We start from the raw sequence: 1,228 nt of genomic DNA on the forward strand, positions 1-1,228 counted from the left end.
GCCGCAGGGACAGCCTGTCTGCCTCGTCCACCATGATGAGGCGCCGCTCACGGGCCAGCTCCTCCTGGATGACCTCGAAGCACCGCTGCGTGGCCCGGGGACGGATGCCTCCGAGCAGAAAGGCCACCTCGCGAAGCAGCCCCGTGGGCGTCCACCAGTCGCAAAAGCGGCAGTAGATGGCCGAATTCACCGAGGCGAGCCGCATGGCCGCCGTGGTCTTTCCCCTTCCGGCGCGCCCCACCACCGCTGCCATCGCGAGCCCCATCCCCGCGGGGGCCTCGAGCTCTTGAGCCAGCTCGAGAAACCTCTTAAAATTCGCCGTAGTTACGAAGACATCTCGCATGGTTCCCCACCTCCAATGTCTTTTTGGGCCGGGGTGCCCACCGCCCCGGCCGTAATTTCTTCTCGCTCACGCTCAAACATCACCCGGCAGTAGTCGTCCCAGTACGAGGCCTCTGTCTGGTCCATCTCGGCCTCGAACTCCGCCATGAAGGCCGCGTCCTCGGCGGAGATGCCCTCGCCTTTGGCCAGGCGCTCCAGCAGGTACATGTAGCGGTCGCTCTTGTAGACGAAGACCGGCCCGTTCTCCTCGGCCTGCATGGCGGCGCGCTCCTCGAGCTCGCGGGCAAAGGCCTCTTCGTCGATCTGGGGCTCGGGCTGCGCGGGCTCGGCGGCAAGCTCCGCAAGCTGGCGCTCGAACTCCTCTTCGGAGATAACCGGCGGCTCTTCGTGCTTCGGCCTCCCGAAGACGGCCTGCGGCCGCTCTTCCTTCGGCACCTCGGAGAACTGCCTGATGTCAGGAATGCCGCGGGTGAGCTCGCGGTAAATCTCAAGGAACCTCTTGCGCCGTCGGTGCTTCTCCTCGATCTTGCGAGCAGCAAGCTCTGCATCCTTCATGCTGGAGTAAATGACGGCTTCCGCCCGACAGACGAACTCACCCCGGTGGAAGACGAGGATCCATTCCGGATCGTAGGGGTCGTAGCGCACCTCGACCCACTCCCCAGAAAGCCGCAAAAGCTCCTCGTGCGTGTAGAACTCGTTCCGGAAGCGGATCATCCCGCGGTCCACCTTCCGCGGCCGCCGCTCGCGGTAGAGGAAGATGGTGGCCAGGATGGCCTCGTCCGCGTAGCGCGGCCGGAAGCCCTCCTGCGCCATGCAGGCCGCAAGATACGAAAGCGGCGTGCACCTGGCCTCCGGTGGCCTGGGGCGGAAAGGCCATTCGCGGTGC

Annotated in this window: 2 protein-coding genes; both read right to left on the minus strand. The window is 65.5% G+C overall.

All coding sequences use genetic code 11. The annotated features are described in order from the left end of the window. The coding region (locus TH606_RS11150; protein WP_197460578.1) for an ATP-binding protein at positions 1-253 on the minus strand (253 nt) is incomplete at its 3' end. Between the two features lie 71 nt (positions 254-324). Then, positions 325-1,228, minus strand: a 904-nt coding sequence (locus TH606_RS11155) for a Mu transposase C-terminal domain-containing protein (RefSeq protein WP_231887790.1), incomplete at its 5' end; no start/stop codon positions are given.

Source organism: Thermodesulfatator autotrophicus (assembly GCF_001642325.1).
GTDB lineage: Bacteria > Desulfobacterota > Thermodesulfobacteria > Thermodesulfobacteriales > Thermodesulfatatoraceae > Thermodesulfatator > Thermodesulfatator autotrophicus.